The following is a 20605-nucleotide window of genomic DNA, read 5'->3' on the forward strand; positions in this document are numbered from 1 at the left end:
CATAAGTTTTTTTCAGGTTGAGCCTTGAACAGCTTGATACTTGAACAATAACTCCCCAATACGGCGCAGGTTTGCGCCGAGTTGTGCTAATCGCCCAATAAAAGTGCTAGTCTCCTGGCGGATTACAAATTCTCGCGCAAGTCGATTTGGGGCGCGTTCAAGGCGGGCCTCACCGACACAAGAATGGTAATGACCACGATGGCAATGCCAACCCAGAGTACGTCGGCGGCCTGCATTTTCACGGGGTAAGCTTCTACCACGCTGGTAGCCATGCCCATCGACACGAGGCCGAATTGCTGCTGCAGCCAGCAGATGCTCACGCCCAGCACCAAGCCGGTAATAGCGCCAACCTGGGCCACAATAGCGCCTTCCATCAGGAAAATGCGGCGAATGACGTTGGGCGTAGCGCCCATAGCCATGAGCACGGCTACGTCTTTACGCTTGTCGATGACGAGCATCGAGAGCGAAAAGAAGATGTTGAGCGAGGCAATGAGCAGGATAAAAGCGAACGTGATGAACACGAACATCTTTTCCACCTTAATGGCCTTGAGCAACGACACGTGCTGCTCATCGGAGTCGAGCACGGAGAACTGCGGCCCCAGCACTTGCTTCAGCTCGGCTTTTACTTCCTCAATGGGCCGGTTGGCGGCCACTTTCACTTCCAGCGCGGTGCGGCGGTTGCCGTAGTTGAGCAGGCGCTGCGCAAACCCAATGGGCACAAAAATGTAGCTGTCGTCGAGGTGTTGCTCGATGTAGAACACGCCGCCGGCCAGAATGGGCTCTTGGTTGAAGGCGCTTTCGGGGTTGATGCTGAGGGTGCGCTTGCCCGCCACGTTGCGCGGGTACATAAGCTGCAAGGGCGAAAAGCGGTTTTCCAGCGCAATGCTCAGTTCGTGCTGCACCCCGGCCCCAATGAGGGCGTAGTCCTGCCCGTCGCGGTGCAGGCGGTGGTCACCGTCGACGATGGCCGAGTCGATGTCGCTCTGGGCGTAGTAGTTCTCCGATACACCCTTGAGCTTGACTACCATCTGTCGCTCGTGGTAGCGTAGCAGGGCGTTGTCTTCAATAACCTCCGTCACCAGCTCCACGCCCGGCACGGCCTTCATGCGGTTGACCAGGAAGGCGTTGCTCTCGAACGATTTGCCTTGCACCGCCGCAATCTTCAAATCGGGGTCCGACTTGCCGTAGAGCGAGCGAACCAAGTCTTCGAGCCCATTGAACACCGACAGCACGATGATCAGCGCCATCGTGCCCACGGCCACCCCAATCATGGAGATGTTGGAGATGATGCTGATGATGTTGCGCTTCTTCTTGGAGCGGAAGTAGCGCTGGGCTATCAGAAAGGGAACGTTCATGCGGGGCGGAGACGGCGGCGAGCAGCGGAGCTTAAAGGTAAGTGGCGGGTTGCTTACGCGCGCTTGCGGCCGAAGTTCTTATTTCCAGGCCTTCACGATGAGCCCGGTGCCGGAATCGTGGTGGCCGCGGGCGTCGAGCCAGTTGAGCACGAGGCAAAACGGGAACGTGACGAGGTAGTAGAACGGCAGCAGCACGAAAAACGCCTTCGACACGCCCAGCATCAGGATGGGGTATTTCATCGACAGGCGCCACGAAATCTGGCCGGGCAGGCCGTAGCTGTATTTGGCCTCGATGCGCTCGAAACCAGCCGTGCGCAGCTTCTGCTGAATCTCGTTGATGTTGTAGCCGTCGCGCACGTGCTCTTCGATGAACGAGGCGTCGTCGGCGCCGTGCACATCGGAGCCGCCTTGGTCGGATGGGGTGCTGATGATGAGCATGCCGCCATCTTTGAGCGAGGCGTGCAGGTTGGTCATCACCTCCACGTCTTCCAGAATGTGCTCCATCACGTCGATGGCCAGTGCCAAGTCGAAGGAGTTCGGCTGCTGGTAGAGCACGAGGTCCTGCACTGCAAACTGCACGTGCGGCCGCCCAATCTGCCGGAAAAACCGGTTGGAGTCGGCCACCTGCTCGTCCTTCACGTCCACGGCCAGCACCTGCCATTTGTCGCTCATGCCCGACAGCCAGTAGGTATACTGGCCGTAGCCGGCGCCCGCATCGAGGATGTTCTGAGCTTGGTCGCGGCGGCCTTTGGCCCACTGGCGCAGTTCGCGGTGCACGTGCCAGGTGCGCAGCAGCAGCAAATCGAGCAGGTTGTAAAACAGCTGACGCAGCCACGGCGTGCGGTTGAACACGTCGCCCAGGGTGCGCTTGATGGGGTCGTAATGCAAGGGAAGGCGGAGGTAGGGAGTAAAGGGTATTGGGTGGGGCGCCAGGGTAAGCGGCGAATACCGGGCACACATAACCCGGTGGGCCGTGCGCGTTACCGGTTAGTCTTCGTCGGCGAAGAGGCGGGGGCGCTGGGGCTTGTTGTCTTCGTCTTCGGGCGAGGCGGGCGGAATGTTCAGGTCGTTGATGACCTTATCCATGCGGGTGGCGTAGGCCGCCGAATCGTCGAGGAAGAAGCTCAGATCGGGTACCACGCGCATTTGGTTGCGCACGCGCTTGGCCAACGCAAAGCGAATTTCCTTGGTGTGCTCGGCCACCAGATCTACCTGGGCCTGCGGGTTGTCAGCCAGCAGCACGCTCAGATACACCCGCGCCACGCCCAGATCAGGGCTCACGCGCAGGGCGGTGATGCTGGGCGGCAACGTGCCGGCGAACAAGTGCGGCAGGTCGCGCCGAAATACCTCGGCCAGTTCCTTGGTGAGCAGGCTGGCGAATTTCTGCTGTCGTTTGCTATCCATAGAATAGGCAAAGGTACGGGGGAAAAGAGTTTAAGAGTAAGCGGGTTTGTGGGGCTAAGCGGAAAAGCCGCCCCGTGGCCGGCCCGTAAGCCCGGCTCATTCCCATCGGCATTCGGCAGGGCACGGCGGCGGCCTTACCTTTGGCCCGGAGTGTTTCGGTCCCTGAACTACAGGCTGGCTCGTTCATTCCAGCACTCAATCACGTTCCGCGCTTGCTCCGTTTCTTTCGAAGTACGCTTCCTACCCGCCTTATTGGTTTGGTGCTGCTGGTGCTGGCCATTCGGCTACCGCTGCTCTGGTTTAGCGGCGTGCCTTTGAGCTGGGCCGAGCTGCGGGGCTGGGTGGTGGGCGAACGGCTGCACGCCGGCGCCCTGCTCTACCGCGATGTGTACGACCACACCGCCCCGCTGGCCGCCGCTGCTTTTGGCCTGCTCGACGCCTTGGTAGGGCGGTCGGTGTGGGTATACCGATTACTGGCTGTGGTGTTGCTGCTCACGCAAAGCCTGCGCCTGAGTGTGGTGTTCAACCGCTACAACGTGCACCCCGAGCGCGGCTACCTGGCGGCCCTTTCTTATGCCTTGGTGGGCAGCGCCAGCACCGACCTCGACATCCTGTCGCCGCTGCTGCTGGGCCAAACGTTCGTGGTATTTGCGTTGAGCGCCTTGCTGCCCACCTCGCGCGAGGGCTACGACAACACCCGTCTGTTTCGGGCCGGCTTTCTGCTGGGCGTGGCGGCGCTGTGCTACCTGCCGCTGGCCATGCTGTTGCTGGTCGGGCTGTTTGCCGTTATCAGCTTTGCCGCCAACTCGTTTCGGAGCTTTTTGCTGCTGCTGTGCGGCTTTGGCTTCCCGTATGCCGTAGTGGCCACGGTGTTTCTGTACTTCAACGCGCTGCCGCAGTTCCGGCAGTTTCACCTGGAGCCGATGCTGGCTGGGGCCGCGGCCGTCGATGCCCTGCCCCGCGCCCTGCAGCTCAAGCTGCTGATTCTGCCCGCGATAGTGCTGGTGTTGTCCCTCACGCGCACGTTCACCACGTCGCTGGGGCTGGTGTTTCAAGTAAAGTTTCAGCAGCTGATGCTGGTATGGCTGGTGACGGCCGTGCTGACGGGTGCCATTCTGGGTGGCTCGGCGCCGGGCCTGCTGGTGCTCATGCTGCCGCCGCTGGCCTACTTCAGCCTGTTTCTGTGGCAACACACGCGCCGCGGGTGGGTGGTCGACGTGCTGTTTGTGGTCGTGCTGGCCGGGGTGCTGGGCGTGCGGCACCGGGCTTGGCTCGGCCTCGATAGCCTGCTGAACTTCCCCTTAGAAACCCGCTACGCCGCGCAGCCCGACGCGCGCTACGCCGCCGTACAGGGGCAACGCGTGTTGGTGCTGGGCCCCAGTCGGGGCGTTTATCTGCAGAACCGGGCCGTTACGGCCTACGTCGATTGGCCCCTGGCCCGGCGCGACTTCGGCCACCTCAACAAATACGACGCCATTTTTCGGTTGGCCACCCAACTGCCGGTGCCGCCGCCCGTCCTTATTGACGAAGTGGGGTTGCTGCCGGAACTGCGCCACAAGCTGCCCGCCACATTCGGGCGCTACCAGCCCACTCGCACAAAGCAGGTGTACCAGCTAAAGTAAAACCGCCCAGCCGGTCGCGCGATTAGCAGTCGATTTTGCCGACGCGGGTAGCGTGGCGGCCGCCTTCGAAGGCGGTATCGAGGAACAAACGGGTGATTTGGCGGGCCTGCTCTTCGCTCACGAAGCGCGCAGGCAGGCACAGCACGTTGGCGTCGTTGTGCTGGCGGGCCAGTTCGGCCAACTCGGGCAGCCAAGCTAGGGCAGCGCGCACGCCTTTGTGTTTGTTGGCCGTGATGCACACGCCGTTGGCCGAGCCGCATATCAGGATGCCGCGCGGTACTTCGCCGCTGGCTACCGCCGCCGCCAACGGGTGCGCAAAGTCGGCGTAATCGGCCGAATCGGCCGAATGCGTGCCAAAGTCGCGCAGCTCGTAGCCCTGTTCCGTTAGCCAGGGCTTGAGCATTTCCTTGTAGGCAAACCCGGCGTGGTCGGAGCCGATGGCGAGAAGTTTCATTGTTTCAGTGTACTAATGTGACGCGCTTTGCGCTACTTGGGGTATTGTGCGCATGTAGTGGGAAGTGCCGATGTGGTAATGGTTGTACTGGCATTAGTACATAGGCCCATTCAATCACATGCGCACAGTAGCCTAGGCTACGCCTTGGTTGTCGGCCAGCTGCTGGTTGAGGGTAGCCACTTTGTTGCGACCTACCACGCGGGCAATGTTGATGCTCAGCTCGTAAAGCAGCAGAATGGGAATGGTTACGATGACCTGGGCCGACACGTCGGGCGGGGTGATAACGGCGGCCACAATGAGAATGACCACGATGGCGTGCTTGCGGTACAGGCGCATCACCTCGGGGGTAATGAGCCCCGCCTTGGCTAGGAAGAACACAATCATGGGCAGCTCGAACACGAACGCGCACGACAACGACATGGTGGTGAGCGTGCTCAGGTAGCTCTGCAGGTCAATCTGGTTTTCGATGGTGGGGTCGACTGTATACGACGCGAGGAAGTTGATGCTCAGCGGCGCGGCAATGTAGTAGCCGAACAGCAGCCCAATAATGAAGAGCACCGACACGAAAAACACGGCCCCCTGCGAGTTGGCGCGCTCGTGCGGGTACAGGCCCGGCTTGATAAAGCGCCACAACTCCCAGAACAAGTACGGAAAACCCAGCACCAGCCCCACGATAAATGACGTGCTGATGTGCATCGTCAGCTGCCCGCTCATTTCGCGGTTCTGAATCACGAAGCCGATTTTGTCCAGGCACAGGTCGGGCGCGTGCACGGCCTGGCCGAGCTTGCAGAACATGCGGTAGGTCCAGAAATCGGCCCGCGACGGACCCAGAATCAGGTCGTGGAACAGGAAATCCTTGGCCAGAAACGCGCCGGTGGCAAACACCACCACGGCAATGGCCGAGCGGATGATGTGCCAGCGCAGCGCCTCTAAGTGGTCGATAAACGACATCTCGTGGGGCTCTTGGCCCGACGCGGCGGCGCGGTTCTGCTGAAATTGTTGCGTAGGGGACTGCAAAGGAGTCGGATTGTTAAATGGTCAAATTGCCAAACGGCTAAAGGGTTGGGGCCGGCCAACGGATCAACCTTACGAGAAAAGGCCGGCGGCAGCTTGCTGCCGGCTCAACTCCGCACTGCCAGCGTCGGCGCGGCCAGCCATGTAGCCATTCAACCATTTGGCCATTAGCCCGCAAACAGCGGGTAGTCGCGCATCATGGCGTTTACCTGTTGCCGTGCTTGCCCAATGCGAGTGTCGTTGTCGTGGTTCATCAGCACGTCGTCGATCAGCTCCACAATGCGCGGCATGTCGGCTTCCACGAGGCCGCGGGTGGTCATGGCTGCCGAGCCGATGCGCATGCCCGAGGTGACAAACGGCGACTTGTCGTCGAAGGGCACCATGTTCTTGTTGATGGTAATGTCGGCCTTGATGAGGGTATTCTCGGCCAGCTTGCCCGTCAGACCCTTCGAGCGAAGGTCGATGAGCATCAGGTGGTTGTCGGTGCCGCCCGAAATAATCTGGTAGCCGCGCTCGGTGAAGGCCGTGGCCAGCGCCTGCGCGTTGCGAATCACCATCTTGGTGTACTGGGCGTAGGTATCGGTGAGGGCCTCGCCAAACGCCACAGCTTTGGCACCGATGACGTGCTCCAGCGGGCCGCCCTGCGTGCCGGGAAACACTGCGCCGTCGAGCACGCTGCTCATTGAGCGGATTTCGCCTTTCGGGGTTTTCAGGCCCATCGGGTTGTCGAAATCCTGGCCTAGCATAATGAGGCCGCCACGCGGCCCGCGCAGGGTTTTGTGGGTGGTCGTCGTTACGATGTGGCAGTGTTCAAACGGGTTGTTGAGCAAGCCTTTGGCAATGAGGCCGGCCGGGTGCGAAATGTCGGCCAGTAGTAGCGCGCCCACCTCGTCGGCGGCTTCGCGCAGGGCTTTGTAGTCCCAGTCGCGGGAGTAGGCCGAGGCCCCGCAGATGATGAGCTTGGGCTGCTCGCGGCGGGCCGTTTCCTTCACCTTCTGCCAGTCGATGAGGCCGGTTTCGGGCTCTACGCCGTAGAACGACGGCTTGTAGAGCTTGCCCGAGAAGTTGACCGGCGAGCCGTGCGTGAGGTGGCCGCCGTGCGAGAGGTCGAACCCGAGAATTTTGTCGCCGGGCTGCAGAATGCCCAGCATCACGGCGGCGTTGGCCTGGGCGCCGGAGTGCGGCTGCACGTTGGCCCACTGCACGCCAAACAGTTCCTTCACGCGGTCGATGGCCAACTGCTCGATCTGGTCGACGATTTCGCAGCCGCCGTAGTAGCGCTTGCCGGGCAGGCCCTCGGCGTATTTATTGGTCAAGATGGAGCCTTGGGCCTGCATCACTTGGTCCGAGACAAAGTTTTCGGAGGCAATGAGCTCCAACCCGTGCATCTGCCGCTCTTTTTCGCGGCGAATCAGGTCAAAGACGGCGGTATCGGCAGTGAGCGGGCGGGTTGTGGTTTCCATGTGCCAAAGGTAAGGGCAAGTAGATGATCAACGAACTACCGAAGTACGCAGGAAACGCAGGCGCGGCGCTCGGCCCGAAAATGCCCGGGCGGGCCGAGGGCAAAGCAGGGGCTTTGGAATGCGCCGCCGAGGCAGCGCGAACCCCCGATTGTGCGTAAGCGCCAAGAAACTGCCAACTTGCTCCACCGGGCAAGGCTTCTTGCTCAGCACGACCCTCATGAACCAACTGTCCGAAAACCTGGCGCGCCTGCGCACGGGGCATCTTGCGCCGCTCACCGAGTTTTATGCCCAGCACCGCGACCTGTTTGCGCGCTGGGCCCGGCGGCAGTTCGGCACGGCAGGCGAGGACGCCCACCGCGCCCTGCAAGAGGTGCTGCTCGATTTCTACGACCAAGCCGCCGACGGCCGCCTGGCCGGCTGGCCCACCGACCTGCGCGGCCACATCTACGGTGCTGCCCGCCAGTTGCTTACGGCTACCACTACCAACACCGTAACGGCTTCGGATGCACCTGCGCTGCCCGCACCCGAGGCTTCCCGCCGCCAGTTGCTGCTGCGCACGTTCCTGCGCCTGGGGCCCGATTGCCGCCAGATTCTGCAGTATTTCTACTTCAACAACTACCGCTTCGACAAGCTGGCCGTGAAAATGGGCTACGCCAACGCCACCGTGGCGCGGCTGCAGAAATCGGACTGCCTGCGCAAGCTGCACGAAGCCCTCGACCGCGCCGACGCCCCCGGCTCGGCCCAACTGCTGCAATACCTGACCGACATCGAGCGGGCCGCCGACGGGCAGCTGTCGGCCACCGAGCAGGACGATTTCGACGAGCTGCTGGTGCACGACGCGGCCCTGCGCCAGGCCTACCTCGCCTACGAGCAGTACGGCGCCGACCTGCGCTGGGCCGTGGGCCGCGAAACGCTGCGGCAGCGGCTGGAGGCCCAAAACCGCCGTGCCGTTCAGCGGGCCGCCGCCCAGCAGCGCGTGCGGCGGCAGCGGCGGCGGCTGCAAATTCGCTGGGCGCTGTGGAGTGCGCTGGCCGCCGCGCTGCTCATTGCAGCGGTGTTGTGGTTGCCCAAGCTTCTGCGGCCCACCCACAGCTGGGAAGAATACGACGTACAGGACCCCGGCGTGCCGGCCGCCGCAGCCAAAGGGCGCCCGTTGCTGCTCGAAACCATGGAGCAGTACCGCGGTGGCAACTATGGCGCCGCTTTGCGCACCCTGCGCCGCATCGAGCCGACGCAGATCGGGCAGGATACCTTTCTGTACTACAACGGCCTGCTGCTGCTGCGCCAGGGGCAGCCCAACTTTGCCGAAAGCTACTTCCAGCGCGTGAGCAGCTCGCCGGGCTCCGAGCTACGTGGACCGGCAGCGTTTTTCCTGGGGTTGTCGCACTGGCAGCAGGAAGAGCGGGCCCAGGCCAAGGCCGCCTTGCAGCAAGCCGTGGCCGAACCCCGCAACGCCTATCGGCAAGAGGCCCAACGGGCTTTGCGCGAAGGCGGGCTGTAGGCCCGGGGTTGCGGCATAAAAGCAAACCCGCCCCGGGCCGCAGCAGCCCGGGGCGGGTACCCCTTCAACCAACCTGAGAAATCAACTTGCGCAGTAGCTGGTCCGGCGGTGCGGATGTGCTGATAAGCCCGCCCCGCGTCGGTATAGATTACTTGCGCAACAGGCGTTGCTGGAAGTTTTGGCCGTTGAGCGTGGCCACCAGAATGTAGCCGCCCCGAGCACACTCCGGCTGCACGTTCAGCTTGGTGCGGCCCGCGGGCAGCTCCTGCTCGCGCACCCACACCGGCCGGCCCGACATGTCGTTGAGTGTGAGCGTGGCCACGCCGGCCGATACCATGTTCAGCTCCAGGGCAATGTCCCGCTCAAACACGGTTGGGTACGCCAGTAGGCCCGATTTGCCGTCGAAAGCCACGGCGCGGGGGCCGTAGTAGGTCACTTTGCCGTTGAGGTCAACTTGGCGCAGACGGTAGTAGCGGGTGCCCTGCTTGCTTTCTTCGCGGTCGAGGTAGCGGTAGTTGCGCGACGAGGTAGAGCCGCCGTCCACACCGGGCACGAAAGCCAGCTCGCGGTACTGCAGGCCGTCGGTCGATACTTCCACGCCGTAGCCACGGTTGTTGATTTCCGAAGCGGTGGTCCAGGTCAGCACGGCGTCGTTCTGCTGGCGGCGCACTTGGTAGGCGGTCAGGTTCACGGGCAGCGGCTGCTGCTGGCGGCCCAGCGTCCAGCGCGAAAACCCGTCGACGCCGTTGAGAATGGCGTAGGTGGTGCCGCCCGAGGTGCGCCCTTTCGGCTGCCACGTGCCGCCGTTGTCGCTCGATTTATAGAACGTCAGGTCGGCGGGCTGTAGCGTGCCCAGCTCGTGGGCCAGGTAGTCGATGCGCATCTGCACGTTCATGCCCGTGCCCGAATAGGCCGGAGCCGAAATGTCGAAGTACCGCTTGATGCCTTGGTGGCCGCTGCCGTTGGCGGCCGTGCCCGTCACGCGCGTTACAATGGTGAGGCCGGGCAGCGTGGAGCCGGGCTGCGGCGTGAGGGCCAGGCCCAGGTTGCCGAAGATTTCGGTAGCGCCGGCCTGCGGGTTGCGGCGGGCTTCGATGTTGCCCAACACGTAGCTGGTGTTGGTTTCGGTGAGCAGCGCGTCGGAGTTCAGCTTGATTTTGTTGGCCGGGCCGGTTTGCAGAATGCCCGTGCTCATCACCAGGTTGTTTGCCAGCGTCACGTCGTCGGTGAGGGTTTTCACGCCGCCGCCGCGCACTTCCAGGTTGTAGTACAGGCCGCCGCTCACGGTTTGGTTGCCCGCACCGGTCAGCAGCACGCCGCCGGTGGTGCAGCTGAATACGCCGTAGTTGTTCATGTTGCCCTTCACCTCCAGGTTGCCCAGGGTTTGGGCGAAAGCGCCGGTGTTGGTGAAGTCGCCGTTGACCACGATGTCGCCCCCGGTGTGGTTGAGCGTGCCTTGGATGACGAGGTTGCCCGTCACAATGGTTTCGCCGTTCTGAATGCTCATTACCTGCCCCGCCGCCACCGTAAACGCGTTCAGCACCACCTGTGCCTGCGACACCAGCGCGTTGACGCCCGCCGTGCCGTTGTTCGATACCGCGTTGACCGCGTTGCCCGTCAGCTCGCTGCGGCCACCAGCCATCAGCAGCGCCTGAAACGACTGCGTGCTGGGCTGCGAGAGGCTGATGTTGCGCACGGTGTTGTTTTCCACCACGTTGGCCTGGGCGCCCGTGGCCGAGCCGCAGCTCACCACAATGCCGTTGAACGTTTGCGCCCCGGCGTTCTGCCACATGGCCGAGCTGGCCCCGCCCGCCTGCGCGCTGGTGCCGCCAATGTAATTGCCGCTGAGCGTGTTGTTGTCGGAGCCGGCGCCGGGCGCGAAGTTGATGGCCGTTTGGGCCGTGGTGGCCGGCGTGGCCAGGTTGTAGTAGAAGCTGTTGTCGCGAATGATCCACGCGTCGCCGTTGCCGCTGCCCACCTTGATGCCGGTTTGGGCGTAGTTCATCAGCTCGTTGTTGATGATGGCCACGCGGTCGTTGAGGGCTGTGGCCGAGGCGTTGGCGGCGTACACGAGGTTGGCCGGTAGCTGGCTCGCGCTGGCATTGCCGATGAGGTTGCTCGTGAGGGTGTTATCGTCGTTGCCAACCGAAGTGGTGGCACCGAACTCTACCACGCCGCCGCTGCTCAGGGCGTTGTTGCCCAGAATCTGCAGGTCGCGGGCCACGTTGTTTTGGGCGTCGCCGGCGAAGAGCAAAGCGGGCTGGCTGGCGCTGCTCTGCCGCACCGTGAATTGCCGGGCAGTGCTGCCGTTGTGGCCGCTCAGGGTAACGTAGCGGGCACTTGCTCCAAAAGTTACCGTGCCTTCGAGCACAATGCCCACCGCCCCGGTTTCGGGCTTGATGGTGAGCGGGGCCGAAGCGCTGCCTGCCACGTTGATCAGCACATCTTCAGTGAAGGTACTGCCGCTCACGAGCCGCAGCTCATAGGGAGTAGCGGGCGTTGCCGGAACCGTTGCCAGCGCCTGGGTCAGGGTCGGGAAGTCGCCTCCGTTTCCCACGCGCACTACCGTTTGGGCTTGGGCCCGCTGCACCAGCAGCAACACAAAAGCCAGCAGCAGCAATAGCCACATGCTTAAAGAAGCCCGCTGGCGTGAAATCAGGTAATTAGGTTCGTTTGAGGAAGGTAAATCGTGTTTCATGACTCAGAAGGGAACGGGGTACTCGAGCAATCGGAAAGGCAAAAGGGTAGCCGTCGGCTGCGGACAGCAGCCGAAAAAGCCACGCGCTGAAAGCGACTTCGGCGCATTCTTTCCGCCGTAGAACGGCCGGGAAGGAGCAGGAAAAAGAAGGGAAAGTAGTTAACGAGCCATAGGCAGGCCTGTCTTATGTACTATTCTTTGCAACCCAAAGCTGCCCTTGCAGCAAATGTTACTTACCAAATATAGAGGTCGGTTTTATGAATGCAATAAGAAGCAGATTTAATTTTGTGTAAAGCTTTTAATAAGTCAGACGGTTATTTGCTTTTATTGTATATAAGTTACTGATATAGATTTATTTAAATAGTGTGCCAGTTTTTTGATAACCGCTCAAAACACAAAATCAATATGCGCGTTCATTGCATGTTATGGGCAAGATAGTTTATAGTACTATGTTGATAATTTGGCTCTCTTTAATAGGACTTAATTAGATGAATCTGTAAAACTCAATACAAAAAACGGTATAAATGCAGCAAGTCGCTACTTGTGTGCTTAAGGGGCAGGTCGGCGGGCCATGGAGTAAGGTTGCTCTACGTTTTGCTGCAGCAGCAATTCCCAAGTGTCGAGGTTGAGGGCGGCTAGGTGGTTGAGTTCGGGGTTAAGGCGGTACACGCAGCCGGTGTCGAGGTCGATGGCGCCCGCACGCTGAGCTACGCGGTGCTGGGCCTCGGCGGTAGCAATGGGCACATGCCCGTGCAGGAGGCGCTTGCCCTGCAGGCGTGAGGCATCGAAGGTGAAGGATTTGATGTTGAGCATGGTGTGCGTGTCGGCCCGCATGTCGGCGGGCGGCCGGCGGAAATCGAAGCCGGCGTGCACGAGCACGAAATCGGGTAGCTCCAAACTGAGCGGCAAAGCGGCCAGCCAGGTCAGGTAGCGGAGCGGAATGTCGGCTACGTCGGCGACGCCGAAGCTGTGCAGGGTGAGGGCGCGGTCGGCGGGGGAAGCCCAAGTAGCGGCGGTGTTGCCGCGGGCGGCATCGAGCAGCTCCAAGTCGTGGTTGCCGAGCAGGCAATAAACATGATAGCCGTCGGCCTGGAGCTGCATAAGGTAGTCGAGCACGCCGCGCGAGTCGGGGCCTTTGTTGACGTAGTCGCCGAGCAGGTAGAGGGTATCGGTGCGGGTGAGCTGCAGGCGGTCTTCTACTAAGCGGCGAAAGGTGCGGAGGCAGCCGTGGAGGTCGGTAGCGGCGTAGCGCATGGGCAGGCTAAAAGATGAACCGTGATACAGAAACGGGCCGGGGGCGCATAAAAAAAGCACTGCCGCGTGGGCAGTGCTTCTATCTACGAGCTTCGGCGAGGCTTAGTGGCCACCGCCGTAGGCGGGCTTGTCGAGGTCGGGCTTTTCGAGGTTGCGGTTGGGGTGACGCTGGGCGGCATCCTGGGCTTCCTGCTCCAAGCGGTTTTCGGTGGCTTCGTCGCGGTCGTTTACCGGGAGCTGGCCCACGGCTTTGGGCTGGTCGGTGGCAGCGGGGCCGCCTTTGTTTTCTTTCGACTGCTGGTTGGTGTTATTGCTTTTGTAAGGCATGGCGGTGCAAAGGTTGAGTGGAACAAATGAACAGGCCTGGTGCCGGATAACGCCGGCGGCCTAAATATCCAGCGCCGATTCCTGGGCGTTGGGGTCGTTTTGTTCGGCGTTGGTGGCGGTGGTAGCGTCGGAGGCAGGGGAGTTGTAGTTGATGGCGGCGCCGCGCTCGGGGTTGTTGTCGGAGCGGCGGCCACGGGGGGCGTCCTCGTCCTCGCCGTAGCTGTTGCGGCGGTCGACGGCAGCAAAGTCATCGTCGTCGGTGAGGTCTTCGCCGGCGTTGCGGGCACGGCGGGTGTCGCCGTCGATTTCGTCGCCCACGTCGGGCAGGCGGCGCGGGTCGAGCATGTCGGGCGTGGGCATGTCTTCGTTGGGCACCACGGGGCGGCCTTCGTCGTCGCCGCGGATGTTGTCGGCGGGGTGGCCGGGCTTGTCGGCGTCTTCGTTGACCGACACGGCCGAGATGCCGTCGGACGAATCGGTCCCGAAACCCTGCTTACCGTCGCGGTTGCCGAAGCCGCCGCGGGCGTCCTCGTTTTTGGGCGGATCGGCACCGGGGATGATGTGTCCGGCGGCGAGTTCCTGCTCGGTGGTATCGTCGTTGATAACCCGCACGGGGCGGTTTTTGGGGTCGATGGCCATGGGAATGGTTGTGGTGTGGTGTAAGCGGAGTAGGTTTATGTTTGGGTGTACTGTGCGGGCCGGATTTGGGTTGCCGATTGCCGCCGTCATCGTATGTTCGGCCCGTATCTGTTGTAGCTGTGCTCTAATGAAACCTACTCCGCTGCTTTCGGCCATTCACGACGTGGCCTCCCTGCTAGCCCATATTCAGGCAGGACAGGCGCCAAAGTATCTGTTTTTCTGGGGCCACACGCCGGCGCCAAATGCCACGGCGGTAGGCAAAGAGTGCCTGAGCCAGTGGTATCCGGCTGCATTTGAGGTGGACGGTCGGCGCTACGCCACAGCCGAGCATTTCATGATGGCCGAAAAAGCCCGGCTGTTCGGCGACGAGGTCACCCGTGAGTCAATTATTGAAGCAGCAGACCCTGGAAAGGCCAAAAAGCTAGGGCGCTCTGTAACGAACTTTGACTCCGATGTTTGGGATGTCGCCCGTTTTGAAGTAGTGGTGCGCGGTGGGGTCGCCAAATTCGGCCAGCATCCGGCGCTGCAGGCGTTCCTGCTGAGCACCGGTAAGCATGTGCTGGTGGAAGACAGCCCGGTAGATGCTATTTGGGGAATTGGTATAGCGCAGGTCGATGCGCGAGCATATAACCCGGCCGCCTGGCGTGGCCTGAATTTGTTGGGCTTTGCCCTTATGGGAGCACGTATTAGGCTACAGACCGCTCACTCTTAACCCCGGGTAGTTTATGTGGACCGAAACCGACAACTCCCTGCGCTGCACCTTCCGCTTCAAGGATTTTCAGGCGGCGTTCAGCTTCATGACCGACGTGGCCGAGGAGGCCGAATACCAGGACCACCACCCGTGGTGGGCCAACGAATACAACACCGTGGAGTTTCGGTTGCGCACCCACGACGCGGGCAACACCGTGACTGAGCGCGACCATCGGCTGGCGGCGGCCATCGATAAGCTGGCGGCGGAGTACGGCGGGGTGGAAAAGTAATCGGCCAGCTTACGAGGCCACATTGCCTTAGAACTAGGCCGTGCGGAATCAGTAACGATGCACGGGCATCGGGCTGGGGCTATGAGGCAGTAGCCGCATGCCGACCGGCGGTAGGAAGACGCTGACTGACGATAGTTGACTGCGGAATGACGGTAAGAGCCCGCAGAACGGTGGTAGGTGACGGAGCCTGCGGCGTAGAGTGCGACGGGCCTGTACCTTTGCCCTCATGCCTACTGCCGACGCCCCCGCCGAAACCGCCCTCTACATTGTGCCCACGCCCATCGGCAACCTGGAGGACATTACCCTGCGGGCCATTCGGGTGCTGGGCGAGGTAGACGTGGTGCTGGCGGAGGACACGCGCACGAGCGGGCGGCTGTTGCAGCACCTGGGCATCAAGAAGCCCATGCAGAGCTACCACCTGCACAACGAGCACCAAACGGTGGCGCGGGTGCTGGAGCGGCTGGAGCGCGGCGAGCGGATGGCCCTAGTATCGGACGCGGGCACGCCCGGAATTTCCGACCCCGGCTTTCTGTTGATTCGGGAATGCCTGAGTAAGGGCCTGAAAGTGGAATGCCTGCCGGGCGCCACGGCTTTGGTGCCGGCCTTGCTCAAGTCGGGCTTTGGGGCCGAGCGGTTTACGTTTGAGGGCTTTTTGCCGGTTAAGAAAGGTCGGCAGACGCGCCTGCGGGAGCTTTCGGCCGAAACCCGCACGATGATTTTCTACGAGTCGCCGCACCGGATTGTGAAGACGCTGGAGCAGCTGGCCGAAGCGCTGGGGCCGGAGCGGATGGCGTCGGTGAGCCGGGAGCTGACCAAATTATTCGAAGAAACCGTGACCGACACGCTGGCCGCGCTGGCCGTCGAGTTTGGCAAACGGACCACCATTAAAGGAGAAATTGTTGTTGTCGTTCAAGGACTTCGCGAATAAGCCGCTGGTACTGGCCCTGCTGGGGCCGGTGCTGCTGTGGGCGGGCTGGCCGGTGCACCCGGCGCCGGCCCCGCTGCTGTTGCTGGTAGGGTTGGTGCCGCTGCTGCGCCTGGAGCAGGTGCTGCGTGCCCAAGGTGCGCGAGCCGTGCGCTTCTGGCGCTGGAGCTACCTGTACCTGCTGGTGTGGAACGTGCTGACCACCTACTGGGTGGCCTACAGCACGCTGGGCGGCGGCATTGCGGCCAACGTACTAAACGCCGCGCTGCAAAGCCTGCCGCTGCTGGCCTTCTGGCACACCAAGCGGCTGGCGGGGCCGCGCTGGGGCTACCTCTCGTTTGTGGTGTATTGGCTGGCCTTCGAGCAGCTGCACCTAAGCTGGGATTTGTCGTGGCCGTGGCTGACGCTGGGCAACGCCTGGGCCATGGTGCCGGGCTGGGTGCAGTGGTACGAGTACACCGGGCAGCTCGGCGGCTCGCTCTGGGCACTGCTATCCAACCTGACAGTTTTCGGAGCCTTATTCGGGCTGAAAAGCTGGCCGGCTGGCCCCGATTTCGACCCGCTGGTGGTGGCGCGCCCAAGCTTCAGCTTGGGCCGCTGGGCGGTGCCTTTTGCGGCCGTGGTCCTACCGCTGCTGATTTCGTTTGCCATTGGGGCGCGCTGGCAGGAAAAAGGCCCGGCGGCCGAGGTGGTAGTGGTGCAGCCCAACATCGACCCGTTTCAGGAGAAGTTCGAAGGCGGTGCCAAGTACATTCCGGCCGAGCAGCAGCTCAACCGGCTGGTGCAGCAGACCGAATCGGCCCTGACGCCCAACACCCGACTGGTGCTCTGGCCCGAAACGGCGCTGGAAGAAACCCACTGGGAAAACAGCCTCTCAGCGCTGCCCGACGTGCGCCGGGTGCAGGGCTTGGTGGCCGCGCACCCGGGCCTGCGGCTGATTACGGGCATCACCACCGTGGGCTCGTACCCCAGCAAGGAAGCGGCCAGCCCCACGGCCCGTTTCCGCGACGATTTGGGCTACTACGACGTGTTCAACGCGGCCCTGCACGTGGGCAGCCCCACGGCGCCGCTCCAAACCTACCACAAATCGAAGCTGGTGCCGGGCGTGGAGAAAGTGCCGGGCTGGCTCAATTCAGCCCTGGGCACCATCGACCTCGGCGGGGTGGTGGGTTCTTACGGCAGCCAGGACCAGCGCACGGTATTCCGGTCCGCCGCGCCGGCTACCGATAGCACCCTGCGCGTGGCACCGGTTATTTGCTACGAGTCGATTTACTCCGACTACGTGAGTGAGTACGTGCGCAACGGGGCCACGCTCATCGGCATCATCACCAACGACGGTTGGTGGTCCGATTCGCCCGGCTACAAGCAGCACCTGACTTACGGCCGCCTGCGGGCCATCGAAACCCGCCGCGACATTGCGCGGGCCGCCAATACGGGTATATCGGGCTTCATCAACCAGCGCGGCGACATTGTGCAGCAAACCGGCTGGTGGGTGCCGGCCGTGAGCCGCTACACCGTACACCTGAACGACGAGCTGACGTTTTATACCCGCCACGGCGAATTGCTGGGGCACGCCGCGCAGGTGCTGGCGGTGTTGCTGATTGGTTTTGCCGTGGTGCGGCGGTTTGTGAAGTAAGCCGAGCTCCTTTGCCTTTGAGGCAGGGAATTTCGTTGAATGGCGGGCGGCAGCAAGTTGCCCCTACTTTTAGCTCCATGACAGATTTCACCCAACTTAGCCTCCAGGTAGCCGAGGTAGCGCGCCGCGCCGGCGCATTCATTCGCCAGGAAGCTGCGGGCTTCGACCGCAGCCGCATTCAGGTAAAAGGCGTGCACGATTTGGTGTCGTACGTCGATCAGGAATCGGAGAAGATGGTGGTGGCGGGGCTGCGCGAGCTGCTGCCCGAGGCCGGTTTCATCACCGAAGAAGGCACCGCTGGCGCCCCCAACCGCGCCGAGGAGTTTACCTGGATTATCGACCCGCTCGACGGCACCACCAATTTCATTCACGGCCTGCCGTGCTACTCGGTGAGCATTGCCCTGATGCAGGGTTCTGAGCTGGTAGTAGGCGTGGTCTACGAAGTGAACCTCGACGAGTGCTTCCGGGCCGTGCGCGGTGGCGGGGCTTTTTGCAACGAGCAGCCCATCCGCGTGTCGACGGCTACCGAGCTGAACCACTCCCTCATTGCCACCGGCTTCCCCTACAGCAACTTCGCCCGCATCGATACCTACCTGCCCATTCTGAAGGAGTTTATGCGCCGCACCAACGGTGTGCGCCGCGTGGGCTCGGCGGCCGTGGACCTGGCCTGGGTAGCCGCCGGGCGCTTCGAGGGCTATTTCGAGTTCAACATCAACTCCTACGACGTGGCAGCGGGCATTTTGCTGGTGCGCGAAGCCGGCGGCCGCGTCACGCAGTTTCGACACGAGGGCGACCCGGTATTCGGACGCGAAGTAGTGGCCAGCAACGGCCACGTGCACGACGAAATGCAGGCGGTTATTGCGGAGTTCTGGCCGGCGTAACAGCGTGCTGGCGTGAACCTGACGACGCTGAAACACAACTACCACGATGCTTGGCTGGTGGCGTATGCGCTAGGGCCACGGCGCGAAATCGTGTTGACGGTCTGGCTGGACAGTGTCTGGAACCCGACTGTTCTCAATCCGGTCACGTTGCGACTCAGCGCCATCGGCAACTACGAAGCTGTGGCAGGCTTTTTTACGCGTGCCTTTTCGGGCGCTTCATCCCGCAATTCGCTTGATGAAATTGAGCGCATAACACCTGAAGCGCCAGGGTTCCGAATTGCGTTTGCGGAGGCAGGAGAAATATTGGTGGCTGCGGCCAAAATTCAGGAAGCCTGATGCCACCCGCAACTTTCTTGAGAGCCTTGTAGTTTTGTGCTCGTCATGCTCTTCCAACAACTCATCATTGTCTTGCTCTTTGCGGCGGCGGCCGTGTACATCGGCCGGCGGCTGTGGCTGAGCTTCTTTGCCAAAAGCGACGGGGCCTGCCCCAAAGGCTGCGGCGGGGCCTGTGGTGCCATTAATGTAGAGCAGCTGCAGCGGCAGATCGAGGCCGCGCAGCAGCAGCGCCAACCGGTTTAACAGAGCATTTCGCGTCGGCGATATAACCCGCCCCGCCCACGGCTGCGTATAGCCGAGGGCGGGGCGCCGTTTTTGGTTGCCGCACGGCCCCGGGGCGCCCCGCATCCTTCTCTCCAAACACCCCCACGCCCCACAACCATGCAAGACAAAGAGCAAGAACGGTCCTTAGTGAACGTCGAGCGGAAGCTCAACCAAGACGGCTTTACCAAAGATTTCAACGTGACGGGCGGCCGCCTGCACACCATCGACAACACGGTGAAATCGTACGGCCCCAACGAAGTAACCATCGTCGATTTCTACCGCTTCGAAGGCGAGTCGAACCCCGACGACATGTCCATTCTCTACGCCATTGAGTGCGCCGACGGCACCCGCGGCACCATTTCCACCGCCTACGGCACCTACGCCGACGCCGAAACCGACGAGTTTCTGAAGACCGTGGAAGACTTGGGCAAGAACCTGGACAAAGCGCACAAGTAGCACGCCTCCCGCGCGTCGTTTTCCGCCGCCACCGGTTTGCGCCCTCCCCGAGGCCGTAGCCGGTGGCGGCGTCTTTTACCCGTATCCTGGCTACTGCTCCATTTGCTATGAAAACAACCATTCCTGCCCACCCACTGAATTCCAGCACCGACTTAGACCCGCTTCTGCAGTCCATCGGCGACGCCCGCGTGGTGCTGCTGGGCGAGGCTTCGCACGGCACCCACGAGTACTACACCTGGCGCACGGCCATTACCAAGCGCTTGGTTGAGGAAAAGGGCTTTCAGTTTGTGGCCGTGGAAGGCGACTGGCCCGACTGCTTCGAGGTGAACTTGGCCGTGAAGCAGCTGCCCAACGGCCAGCCCGCCTCCCAACTGCTGCAAACCTTCAACCGCTGGCCCACCTGGATGTGGGGCAACTGGGAAATTGCGGCCCTTGTCGATTGGCTGCGGCAGCACAACGCCGCCCTCGCCGACAAGCAGAAAGTGGGCTTCTACGGGCTCGATGTGTACAGCCTATGGGAGTCGTTGGAGCAGATAATGCAGTACGCGGGCACCAAGGGCGAAGCCGCCGCGCAGGCCGCCCAGCGCGCCTACCACTGCTTCGAGCCCTATAGCGCCGACCCGCAGGAGTACGCCGAGGCCGTGGCCTTCGTGAGCAAAGACTGCGAAGACGAGGTGCTGCACATGCTGCGCGAGCTAAAACGCCGCACGCCCACCGCCGGCCCCGATGGCCTGAGCATGGAACTGGACTTTGCCACCGAGCAAAACGCCCTCGTGGCCGTGAATGCCGAGCGCTACTACAAGGCCATGCTGCGCGGCGGGGGCTCGTCGTGGAACGTGCGCGACCGGCACATGATGGAAACCCTGCAGCGCCTGCTCGAATTTCACGGCCCCGACAGCAAGGCCATCGTTTGGGAGCATAACACCCACATCGGCGACGCGCGCTACACCGACATGGCCGCCGACGGCATGGTGAACGTGGGCCAGCTGGCCCGCCAGCAGCTTGGCCGCAACCAAGTGTACGCCGTGGGCTTCGGCTCCTACCAAGGCTCGGTAATAGCGGGCAAGGCCTGGGGGGCGCCGCTCGAGAAAATGCCCGTGCCCGAAGCCCGCCGCAATTCCTGGGAGGCGCTGCTGCACACCGAGTTGGGCCGCAACGCGCTGCTGTTTTCCAGCGAAATCCGGCACCTGCCGGCGCTGCAGGAGCACATCGGCCACCGGGCCATTGGGGTGGTGTACCGACCCGAGCGGGAGCGGTACGGCAACTACGTGCCCACCGTGGTGCCCGAACGCTACGACGCCTTTCTGCACTTCGAAACGACCCAGGCCCTGCATCCGCTGCCCACAACTACCGACCAGCACGTGCCGCCAGACCTATACCCCTGGGGCGAGTAGAA

The 20605-nt window shown here is 62.3% G+C and carries 21 protein-coding genes; 11 read left to right on the forward strand and 10 right to left on the reverse strand.

The genetic code is table 11. The features are described 5' to 3' along the window. Window positions 1-122: 122 nt before the first annotated feature. The 3 genes from F0P96_RS08695 to F0P96_RS08705 form a co-directional block, all read right to left on the reverse strand. Window positions 123-1355 carry an ABC transporter permease gene (locus F0P96_RS08695; RefSeq protein WP_151078475.1) on the reverse strand — a complete coding sequence of 411 codons (1233 nt, stop codon included), beginning with the start codon at window positions 1353-1355 and terminating at the stop codon, window positions 123-125. 78 nt (window positions 1356-1433) lie between these two features. Further along, complete coding sequence (locus tag F0P96_RS08700; RefSeq protein WP_151078476.1) at window positions 1434-2243, reverse strand: class I SAM-dependent methyltransferase; 810 nt, start codon at window positions 2241-2243, stop codon at window positions 1434-1436. A 99-nt stretch (window positions 2244-2342) separates the two neighbouring features. Beyond that, complete coding sequence (locus F0P96_RS08705; protein ID WP_151078477.1) at window positions 2343-2759, reverse strand: ribosome-binding factor A; 417 nt, start codon at window positions 2757-2759, stop codon at window positions 2343-2345. A gap of 212 nt (window positions 2760-2971) precedes the next feature. Here F0P96_RS08705 and F0P96_RS08710 point away from each other — a divergent pair, with 212 nt between their 5' ends. Further along, a complete protein-coding gene (locus F0P96_RS08710) occupies window positions 2972-4381 on the forward strand; it encodes a hypothetical protein (RefSeq protein ID WP_151078478.1) in 1410 nt (469 codons plus the stop codon). A 22-nt stretch (window positions 4382-4403) separates the two neighbouring features. Here the strand turns inward: F0P96_RS08710 and rpiB are convergent, their stop codons facing one another. The 3 genes from rpiB to glyA all read right to left on the reverse strand — a co-directional run bounded on the left by rpiB (window position 4404) and on the right by glyA (window position 7312). Next, a complete protein-coding gene (rpiB, locus tag F0P96_RS08715) occupies window positions 4404-4835 on the reverse strand; it encodes a ribose 5-phosphate isomerase B (RefSeq protein ID WP_151078479.1) in 432 nt (143 codons plus the stop codon). 132 nt (window positions 4836-4967) lie between these two features. Then, window positions 4968-5852 carry a twin-arginine translocase subunit TatC gene (gene tatC, locus F0P96_RS08720; RefSeq protein ID WP_338074388.1) on the reverse strand — a complete coding sequence of 295 codons (885 nt, stop codon included), beginning with the start codon at window positions 5850-5852 and terminating at the stop codon, window positions 4968-4970. A 164-nt stretch (window positions 5853-6016) separates the two neighbouring features. Next, complete coding sequence (gene glyA, locus F0P96_RS08725; protein ID WP_151078480.1) at window positions 6017-7312, reverse strand: serine hydroxymethyltransferase; 1296 nt, start codon at window positions 7310-7312, stop codon at window positions 6017-6019. 217 nt (window positions 7313-7529) lie between these two features. Here glyA and F0P96_RS08730 point away from each other — a divergent pair, with 217 nt between their 5' ends. Then, window positions 7530-8813, forward strand: a complete 1284-nt coding sequence (locus F0P96_RS08730) for an RNA polymerase sigma factor (protein WP_151078481.1) — start codon at window positions 7530-7532, stop codon at window positions 8811-8813. Window positions 8814-8961: 148 nt separating this feature from the next. Here F0P96_RS08730 and F0P96_RS08735 read toward each other — a convergent pair whose 3' ends face one another. The 4 genes from F0P96_RS08735 to F0P96_RS08750 all read right to left on the reverse strand — a co-directional run bounded on the left by F0P96_RS08735 (window position 8962) and on the right by F0P96_RS08750 (window position 13731). After that, window positions 8962-11511, reverse strand: a complete 2550-nt coding sequence (locus F0P96_RS08735) for a hypothetical protein (protein ID WP_151078482.1) — start codon at window positions 11509-11511, stop codon at window positions 8962-8964. Between the two features lie 549 nt (window positions 11512-12060). Then, window positions 12061-12765 (reverse strand): metallophosphoesterase family protein, encoded by a 705-nt coding sequence (locus tag F0P96_RS08740; protein WP_151078483.1) that lies wholly within the window; start codon window positions 12763-12765, stop codon window positions 12061-12063. Between the two features lie 102 nt (window positions 12766-12867). Continuing rightward, window positions 12868-13092, reverse strand: coding sequence for a hypothetical protein (locus F0P96_RS08745; RefSeq protein ID WP_151078484.1), 225 nt, complete (start codon window positions 13090-13092; stop codon window positions 12868-12870). Window positions 13093-13152: 60 nt separating this feature from the next. Next, complete coding sequence (locus F0P96_RS08750) at window positions 13153-13731, reverse strand: hypothetical protein (protein WP_151078485.1); 579 nt, start codon at window positions 13729-13731, stop codon at window positions 13153-13155. A gap of 127 nt (window positions 13732-13858) precedes the next feature. Between F0P96_RS08750 and F0P96_RS08760 the strand changes: the two genes are divergently transcribed. From F0P96_RS08760 to F0P96_RS08800, 9 genes are all read left to right on the forward strand, one after another. Beyond that, complete coding sequence (locus F0P96_RS08760) at window positions 13859-14443, forward strand: NADAR family protein (RefSeq protein WP_151078486.1); 585 nt, start codon at window positions 13859-13861, stop codon at window positions 14441-14443. 13 nt (window positions 14444-14456) lie between these two features. Beyond that, window positions 14457-14711 carry a 4a-hydroxytetrahydrobiopterin dehydratase gene (locus F0P96_RS08765; RefSeq protein WP_151078487.1) on the forward strand — a complete coding sequence of 85 codons (255 nt, stop codon included), beginning with the start codon at window positions 14457-14459 and terminating at the stop codon, window positions 14709-14711. 226 nt (window positions 14712-14937) lie between these two features. Further along, the gene (rsmI, locus tag F0P96_RS08770; RefSeq protein ID WP_151078488.1) at window positions 14938-15639 is read left to right on the forward strand and encodes a 16S rRNA (cytidine(1402)-2'-O)-methyltransferase; all 702 of its coding nucleotides are present in this window, start codon (window positions 14938-14940) and stop codon (window positions 15637-15639) included. After that, window positions 15608-17272, forward strand: a complete 1665-nt coding sequence (gene lnt / locus F0P96_RS08775; protein ID WP_151078489.1) for an apolipoprotein N-acyltransferase — start codon at window positions 15608-15610, stop codon at window positions 17270-17272. The genes rsmI and lnt overlap by 32 nt, the downstream gene beginning before the upstream one ends. Window positions 17273-17349: 77 nt before the next feature. Continuing rightward, window positions 17350-18153, forward strand: coding sequence for an inositol monophosphatase family protein (locus tag F0P96_RS08780; RefSeq protein WP_151078490.1), 804 nt, complete (start codon window positions 17350-17352; stop codon window positions 18151-18153). Window positions 18154-18165: 12 nt separating this feature from the next. Beyond that, window positions 18166-18489 carry a hypothetical protein gene (locus F0P96_RS08785; RefSeq protein WP_151078491.1) on the forward strand — a complete coding sequence of 108 codons (324 nt, stop codon included), beginning with the start codon at window positions 18166-18168 and terminating at the stop codon, window positions 18487-18489. 45 nt (window positions 18490-18534) lie between these two features. Next, entirely contained in the window at window positions 18535-18732 is a 198-nt protein-coding gene (locus tag F0P96_RS21145) for a hypothetical protein (protein ID WP_201743848.1), read from the forward strand. Between the two features lie 138 nt (window positions 18733-18870). Next, entirely contained in the window at window positions 18871-19209 is a 339-nt protein-coding gene (locus F0P96_RS08795) for a hypothetical protein (RefSeq protein WP_151078492.1), read from the forward strand. 107 nt (window positions 19210-19316) lie between these two features. After that, on the forward strand, window positions 19317-20603 hold the full coding sequence (locus F0P96_RS08800) for an erythromycin esterase family protein (protein WP_151078493.1): 1287 nt from the start codon (window positions 19317-19319) through the stop codon (window positions 20601-20603). The last annotated feature ends 2 nt before the right edge of the window (window positions 20604-20605 follow it).

It is taken from the genome of Hymenobacter busanensis, from assembly GCF_008727865.1.
GTDB lineage: Bacteria > Bacteroidota > Bacteroidia > Cytophagales > Hymenobacteraceae > Solirubrum > Solirubrum busanense.

What these genes read in the sequence shown, in the direction of transcription:
- F0P96_RS08695 (WP_151078475.1), bottom strand. Translation starts at nt 1,355, where the DNA reads ATGAACGTTCCCTTTCTGATAGCCCAGCGCTACTTCCGCTCCAAGAAG.
- F0P96_RS08705 (WP_151078477.1), bottom strand. Translation starts at nt 2,759, where the DNA reads ATGGATAGCAAACGACAGCAGAAATTCGCCAGCCTGCTCACCAAGGAA.
- rpiB (WP_151078479.1), bottom strand. Translation starts at nt 4,835, where the DNA reads ATGAAACTTCTCGCCATCGGCTCCGACCACGCCGGGTTTGCCTACAAG.
- glyA (WP_151078480.1), bottom strand. Translation starts at nt 7,312, where the DNA reads ATGGAAACCACAACCCGCCCGCTCACTGCCGATACCGCCGTCTTTGAC.
- F0P96_RS08730 (WP_151078481.1), top strand. Translation starts at nt 7,530, where the DNA reads ATGAACCAACTGTCCGAAAACCTGGCGCGCCTGCGCACGGGGCATCTT.
- F0P96_RS08735 (WP_151078482.1), bottom strand. Translation starts at nt 11,511, where the DNA reads ATGAAACACGATTTACCTTCCTCAAACGAACCTAATTACCTGATTTCA.
- F0P96_RS08740 (WP_151078483.1), bottom strand. Translation starts at nt 12,765, where the DNA reads ATGCGCTACGCCGCTACCGACCTCCACGGCTGCCTCCGCACCTTTCGC.
- F0P96_RS08745 (WP_151078484.1), bottom strand. Translation starts at nt 13,092, where the DNA reads ATGCCTTACAAAAGCAATAACACCAACCAGCAGTCGAAAGAAAACAAA.
- F0P96_RS08750 (WP_151078485.1), bottom strand. Translation starts at nt 13,731, where the DNA reads ATGGCCATCGACCCCAAAAACCGCCCCGTGCGGGTTATCAACGACGAT.
- F0P96_RS08760 (WP_151078486.1), top strand. Translation starts at nt 13,859, where the DNA reads ATGAAACCTACTCCGCTGCTTTCGGCCATTCACGACGTGGCCTCCCTG.
- F0P96_RS08765 (WP_151078487.1), top strand. Translation starts at nt 14,457, where the DNA reads ATGTGGACCGAAACCGACAACTCCCTGCGCTGCACCTTCCGCTTCAAG.
- rsmI (WP_151078488.1), top strand. Translation starts at nt 14,938, where the DNA reads ATGCCTACTGCCGACGCCCCCGCCGAAACCGCCCTCTACATTGTGCCC.
- F0P96_RS08780 (WP_151078490.1), top strand. Translation starts at nt 17,350, where the DNA reads ATGACAGATTTCACCCAACTTAGCCTCCAGGTAGCCGAGGTAGCGCGC.
- F0P96_RS21145 (WP_201743848.1), top strand. Translation starts at nt 18,535, where the DNA reads ATGCTCTTCCAACAACTCATCATTGTCTTGCTCTTTGCGGCGGCGGCC.
- F0P96_RS08795 (WP_151078492.1), top strand. Translation starts at nt 18,871, where the DNA reads ATGCAAGACAAAGAGCAAGAACGGTCCTTAGTGAACGTCGAGCGGAAG.
- F0P96_RS08800 (WP_151078493.1), top strand. Translation starts at nt 19,317, where the DNA reads ATGAAAACAACCATTCCTGCCCACCCACTGAATTCCAGCACCGACTTA.